This is a genomic window from Dyadobacter sp. AC419, from assembly GCF_979253085.1.
The window spans coordinates 297,127-303,138 of sequence record NZ_CEEDCD010000020.1; the positions used below are offsets into that span (position 1 = coordinate 297,127).

The 6,012-nt window shown below is 46.8% G+C and carries 8 protein-coding genes; 5 read left to right on the forward strand and 3 right to left on the reverse strand.

The features are described from left to right. Positions 1-107: 107 nt before the first annotated feature. Positions 108-791, reverse strand: coding sequence for a hypothetical protein (locus tag AC0IYG_RS18345; protein ID WP_471712576.1), 684 nt, complete (start codon positions 789-791; stop codon positions 108-110). A gap of 50 nt (positions 792-841) precedes the next feature. Here AC0IYG_RS18345 and AC0IYG_RS18350 point away from each other — a divergent pair, with 50 nt between their 5' ends. From AC0IYG_RS18350 to AC0IYG_RS18365, 4 genes are all read left to right on the forward strand, one after another. After that, complete coding sequence (locus AC0IYG_RS18350) at positions 842-994, forward strand: RpiB/LacA/LacB family sugar-phosphate isomerase (RefSeq protein WP_471712577.1); 153 nt, start codon at positions 842-844, stop codon at positions 992-994. 8 nt (positions 995-1,002) lie between these two features. Next, positions 1,003-1,287, forward strand: coding sequence for an RpiB/LacA/LacB family sugar-phosphate isomerase (locus AC0IYG_RS18355; RefSeq protein WP_471712578.1), 285 nt, complete (start codon positions 1,003-1,005; stop codon positions 1,285-1,287). A gap of 58 nt (positions 1,288-1,345) precedes the next feature. Then, on the forward strand, positions 1,346-2,173 hold the full coding sequence (locus tag AC0IYG_RS18360; RefSeq protein ID WP_471712579.1) for a DUF481 domain-containing protein: 828 nt from the start codon (positions 1,346-1,348) through the stop codon (positions 2,171-2,173). 118 nt (positions 2,174-2,291) lie between these two features. After that, positions 2,292-3,455, forward strand: coding sequence for a Gfo/Idh/MocA family protein (locus AC0IYG_RS18365; protein WP_471712580.1), 1,164 nt, complete (start codon positions 2,292-2,294; stop codon positions 3,453-3,455). A gap of 247 nt (positions 3,456-3,702) precedes the next feature. On the opposite strand, the gene AC0IYG_RS18370 is transcribed toward AC0IYG_RS18365, so the two are convergent. Beyond that, positions 3,703-4,545, reverse strand: a complete 843-nt coding sequence (locus tag AC0IYG_RS18370) for an aldo/keto reductase (protein WP_471712581.1) — start codon at positions 4,543-4,545, stop codon at positions 3,703-3,705. 168 nt (positions 4,546-4,713) lie between these two features. On the opposite strand from AC0IYG_RS18370, the gene AC0IYG_RS18375 reads away from it, so the two are divergent. Beyond that, positions 4,714-4,971: a hypothetical protein gene (locus AC0IYG_RS18375; RefSeq protein ID WP_471712582.1), complete on the forward strand. Its 258-nt coding sequence runs from the start codon at positions 4,714-4,716 to the stop codon at positions 4,969-4,971. A 9-nt stretch (positions 4,972-4,980) separates the two neighbouring features. On the opposite strand, the gene AC0IYG_RS18380 is transcribed toward AC0IYG_RS18375, so the two are convergent. Then, positions 4,981-5,763 carry a DNA topoisomerase gene (locus tag AC0IYG_RS18380; RefSeq protein ID WP_471712592.1) on the reverse strand — a complete coding sequence of 261 codons (783 nt, stop codon included), beginning with the start codon at positions 5,761-5,763 and terminating at the stop codon, positions 4,981-4,983. Positions 5,764-6,012: the final 249 nt, after the last annotated feature.

The following is a 6,012-nucleotide window of genomic DNA, read 5'->3' on the forward strand; positions in this document are numbered from 1 at the left end:
TGCGAAAATTGTTTTGAAAAGTGGCAATCGCCGTGTAGAATTTTACAACATCCGGATCCTGGGTTTTCCAGATCGTGTCGAGCGGATTTTGTAATGTGAGCGGATTTTTAAGTTTCCCTTCCCGCGTCGTCTGGTGCTTTCGTAAAGCTCAAAATAGAGAAATGCTCGTAATATTTGTGCTGACCGATCACGGCGATCTTTTTCGTGCTTTCCGCCTTTTTTTCCTCCGCCGGAATGTCGATCACCGGCTTCCCAACCCATTGATGTTCAAGAAAAGCAAAGGAAGTCTGGCTCACCGGAATGAGCTCTTTCATTTTGGGTTTGATTTCCAACTCCTTATTGACCAAAGTCAGTTGAAAAAAAGCATCCAGATCCGCTTCATTTTCCAAACCATAATCTTTTGCAACAACCCGGATCTTTTCAAATCGCAGCTTTTTGTCAAAAAATGCGCGCAGGTCTTTTCTGTTATTTAAATTATATAAAACCTGAACCTGATGCTCGCAGAGCCTTTTCTTCGGCGCCGTGCAGCCGCAATAAATGTTCACGGAGCCATCATTCTGCCGGACCACAACCTTATGATGGTCCGTTGCAGCAGCCGGAATCTTGAATGCCATGTAATCCACATCCATATCCTGCGGCTGAATGTCGAAGTAACCACGTCTGTCCGTGCCGGGAAGTTCGGAGCTGTTTTGCAGAATGTGGGTGGTGGAAAGTTCAGCGAGGTTGAAGTCCTGGAAGACGAAATAATGGGCAGGCATGTTTTCTGCCTGCGCAGGGGCATTCTTTTTCATATGGCAAATTAATGAACTATTTTGCACATTCATTTTAAATCATTCTCAACATGGAAATCGGAGTTGCAGCAGACCACGGAGGATACGAACTGAAAGAGTTCTTGAAAACATATTTGATCGGAAAAGGGCACCACATCACAGATTACGGCGCATATGAGCTCGGATTCAAAAGACGATTATCCGGATCTTTGTTATCCCATTAGCGAATGCAGTGGTGAACAAAGAAATTGAACGCGGCATAGCAGTTTGTGGCAGTGGCGTGGGTGCCTCTGTGGCAGCAAATAAAATTTCCGGCGTGCGTGCCGCATTGATTAATGACCATTTTTCTGCCCATCAGGGTGTGGAAGATGACGACCTGAATTTGCTTTGTCTGGGTGGCCGGGTTACTGGTAACATGGCTGCGCAAGAGCTGGTTGAGTCGTTTCTGAATGCGCGTTTCACCAATGAAGAACGTCATTTACGCAGGTTAGGAAAGGTGAAAGCGCTTGAAAAATGAGCTGTAAATTTGGCATGAAGCATCCCTTTTTGGCATCATTATTTTGCAAAAGGCGGTAATGAAAAAATTGACTTACCGCCACATTTCAAAGCTTACCGCTTGTTTCCTATTCATTTCCACGGCACTGGCTTACGGGCAACAGCCCGCTCCGGACACACTCCGCGTCGTTGTGCCCGATTCGCTCGACATCGACAAGGCCGACAGCACGGTAAAGCCGCCGCCTCCTTTAATTGATACGATTCGTTATCGCTTTATTGGTGATGGGAACTTCGCCAGCGGGAATGTAAACCGGAGCCTGGTCGTGTTGCGGGCTGAACTTACATTCAGCGGCCCGGTCATCAACATTGCCACTAATCCCCGGTTTACTTATGGAAAGCAGAATGGCGTTTTGGCCGAGCGGGATAGTTATGTAGATATTTTTGTGGATGTTTTCAAAAAGCGGAAGACTTACGTTTTTGGTTTGGGTGCATTGGAAACGAGTAATTTAAGACGCATTAACTTGCGGCAAATGGCCGGTGCGGGAGTAGGTTACCGCTTGCTGCAGAGCAAAAATAACGATCTCAGCCTCACGAATGCGATCCTTTACGAATCGACCAATTTTGAGGAAATTTCAACGGTAACCACGATCCGTAACTCTTTTCGGGTTAAAGGCAAGCATTCGCTCATTCAGGATAAGATCAGGATCAATCACCTCACGTTTTTACAGCCCGCGCTGAATGACTTTTCAAACCTTCGCTGGAACACGATCATTTCGTTTGAACTGCCTCTTAACAAGTGGGTTACGCTGCGGACGAGCTTTGAGAACTCTTATGAAAGTGTTGTAGAAGCAACCCGTAAGCGCAACGATTCGCGGATCACATTCGGCGTTTCTGTTGGAAATAAATAAAGGCTGATGTCCATGCGGTTTTTGTAAGGGAGGAAAGTGAATAAAGCTGTCCATGATTGCAGGACATTATATCTGCAAAAAATGTGCTTTAAACAACATAACACTTTCCAATCTTGACATGAAAGAATCAGAGGATAACCGCCGTCAGTTCATCAGAAATTCGGTAAGCACAGCCGCAGGATTAATGTTATTGCCCGGCTTCGCCGAAAAAGCGTCGGCTGCAAATCTCGCGCGCCCGGCCAAAGAAACATTTGCACCTATTATGCCGGCGAGAATTAAATTTTCTGTCATTGGAATGAATCATGGCCATATTTACGGTCAGGTGGAGGCGGTTACGCGAGGTGGCGGTGAGCTGGTTTCGTTTTATGCCAAAGAAGAAGATCTTTCGGCAGCATTTGCAAAACGTTATCCGCAGGCCAAGCAGGCGAAAAGTGAAGCAGAAATTCTGGACGACAAATCCATTCAACTGATCCTGAGCTCAGGCATCCCGGACGAAAGGGCGCCTTTGGGCATCCGAGTTATGAAAAGCGGAAAGGATTATATGGTCGACAAACCTGGCATTACCACACTCGAACAGCTCGCTCAGGTGCGGAAAGTGCAAAAGGAAACCAAGCGCATTTACTCGATTATGTACAGCGAGCGCCTCGAAAACCGGGCGACCATCAAAGCCGGTGAATTAGTAAAAGAAGGTGCAATCGGAAAGGTGGTGCAAACCATCGGATTAGGCCCGCACCGTATGACACCCAAATCCCGTCCTGAATGGTTTTTTGATAAAAAGCGCTTCGGCGGCATCATTTGCGACATTGCCTCGCATCAGTTTGATCAATTCTTGTTCTTCACCGGTTCTACGAAAGCGGAGATCGTTGCTTCCCAAGTCGGCAATGTAAACCATCCACAATATCCGCAATTTGAAGATTTTGGCGACACGATGTTGCGTGGAAATGGCGGCGCAGGTTACATCCGCGTAGATTGGTTTACGCCCGACGGCCTAAAATCCTGGGGTGACGGCCGCCTCACAGTCCTTGGAACGGAAGGTTACATTGAAATCCGTAAAAACATCGACATTGCAGGCAGAGAAGGCGGAAATCACCTTTTTCTAGTCAATAATAAAGAAACACAATACGTGGATTGCAGCCAGGTCGAACTTCCCTACGGCCGCCAATTAGTCGACGACGTCCTGAACCGGACCGAAACTGCAATGTCACAGGAGCATTGTTTCCTTGCCACCGAACTGGCATTGAAAGCGCAAAAGAATGCGCAGAATGTGGCGACGTTGAGTTGATTTGTTCAGGTCTATGGCGTTGCACACGTTGTTGCATCCCTCCGGGATTTTGACATTAGGTGCATCGATGATATTTTCTACCAATATTGCATCCCTCTGGGATTTTGAAATCCCGGAGGGATGTAATATTGGTAGAAAATTGTTTTAAGTGTAAAATTTAAATGCCGGAGGCATGCAACATTGGTAACAACAACATGGCAATGAATTTTTAAAATGCCGGAGGCATGCAACGTCATCCCATCAACCTCTATTTCGACAACGCCTCAAAATCCTCATCAGATAATGTAATACTCGCAGCACCCATATTCTCCTTCAAATGTTCCAGCGAGCTTGTGCCTGGGATGAGCAAAATGTGTGGTGCACGTTTTAACAGCCACGCTAATGCGATTTGTGAAGTGGTTGCTCCATGCTTTTCAGCGATTTGCGCGATTTTCGATTGCAACTTATCTGGCCCGGATGCAAGTGGATACCAGGGGATGAAAGCCATTCCTTGCTGTTCGGTGTAATCTACGACCGCTTCCCATTTCCGGTCGCCGAGGTTGTAGAGATTTTGAACCGAGACAATCTTAATGACCTTTTCAGCGCGTTGGATTTGCTTCACGTCCACCTCCGAAAGCCCCACATAACGAATCTTTCTAGCATTTACGGCTTCGACAACGGGTGCCAATGTTTCTTCAATCGGAAACTTAGGATCAAAGCGATGCAATTGCCAAAGGTCGATGGTCTCCACTTTCAAGCGTTTTAGACTGCCCTCAATCGCTTCACGAATGTGTTTTGGATCGCCGTTGGCAACCCATTGGCCTGGGCCGGTGCGTTCGAAACCGCCTTTTGTGGCGACTAGCAAATCGAGCGGATAAGGATGCAATGCGTCTGCGATCAGGGTTTCGTTGGTATGCGGGCCGTAAGAATCGGCTGTGTCGATGAAGTTTACGCCTGCGGCGAGGGCTGCCTGCAAAACTTTAATGGCATTTTCACGGTCTGGTGCGTCACCCCAAACGCCTTTGCCGGTAAGCTGCATGCCGCCGTAACCCAATCTTTTTATTTCAATCTCTCCGCCAACGCGGAATGTGTCTGCAATTGCTATGCTCATATTTTGTGTTCTGTTAAAGGTTATTGAACATTAACCCGCAGGCCGACGATTTGATTCGGCATCGCTTCGATGTTAATGCTTAATTAATGAACGGGATCACAAATGTCAGGCCAAGGCGGATTTTGGCACAGTTTTGTTCCTTCGAACTGAAATCAATGTTCAGAAGAGATGGAAACCACAATTTATGAAGATAAGGCAAAATCGCTGATTGCTGAGATGAAGCAATTGATCGATGCGAAAGGGCTTAATAATGGAAATACAATGGAGGAGGCGGGTTTGAACCAGGAATCGGTTGAAAAAAATATTCAATGGCGAACAACTTCCCAGCTTATCCGAATTCCTGGCATCGTGTCTGGTTTCCGGCATTTCATTCCAGCTGCCCGCAGTGGAAACGCCGAATACGCCCATGTGATTTTTGCAAGTTAAGGAACCAGCTCAACCGACTTCAAAGTTGAACTGGCCATTCATGACGAGTTTTGCGTCCGTCGTTTCAGGATTGCCGGGAATCTGCAATCCTTTTATTTCGGCCGTTTTCCCTTTGCTTAATAAGTCGTAAACGTGCTTGTCGGTAAGTTTTTTGCCAAGAAATTCAAATGGAATTTTAAAGCCGCATACGCTGAAATTGGAGCAGCCGTAAGCGGTTTTTCCTTTTTTTAACAGTTGTTCCTTGCATTTCGGGCACGTTAGCAATTCAATGTTAATGTCCTCTTTTGGTTCTTTGGGCTTGGCAGGTTTTTTCTCTTTTTCTTCCTTAACAACTTCAACAGGAACGTCTTCGGCAATGCTGATCGCTCTGCCGCGGTTATTTTTCACCTCATTGGTCAGCTCCACAACCATCTGGATCAATTCCTGCTTGAATGTGTCCATCGAATAATCACCCTTTTCAATAAGCCGCAGTTTTCTCTCCCAATTTCCAGTTAGCTCGGCGCTTTTCAGGAGCTCGTTTTGGATCGTGTCGATCAGATCCATGCCTGTTTGGGTTGCGAAAATGTTCTTCTTTTTCTTCTCTATATAACGCCTTTTAAAAAGCGTTTCGATAATGTTTGCCCTTGTGGAAGGCCTTCCTATGCCGTTGTCTTTCAGGAGTTCACGCATTTCTTCGTCCTCAACCTGTTTTCCGGCCGTTTCCATGGCGCGCAATAATGTTGCCTCCGTGTAGGCTTTTGGCGGAGTGGTTTTTCCCTGGTGCACACGCGGTTCGTGCGGACCTCTTTTCACCGACTTCAAAGTTCGGCATCAGCTTTTCTTCTTCCGCCGCTTCCTTTTTTGCACTCGCATCATTGTGCGTACACAGCCCGCCAGCCCGGTTCGAGGATTTGCTTTCCGGTCGCTTTAAACTCACACGTTAGGCCATTCCCAGTGAAGCGGCGCAATGGAAATGTGAAAGCGTTTCACGATAAATGCGAAAACTAGAGAACGGACAATGAGAGGCTCGTTAATATCTGGCTGCAAAACCCAACGAGCACA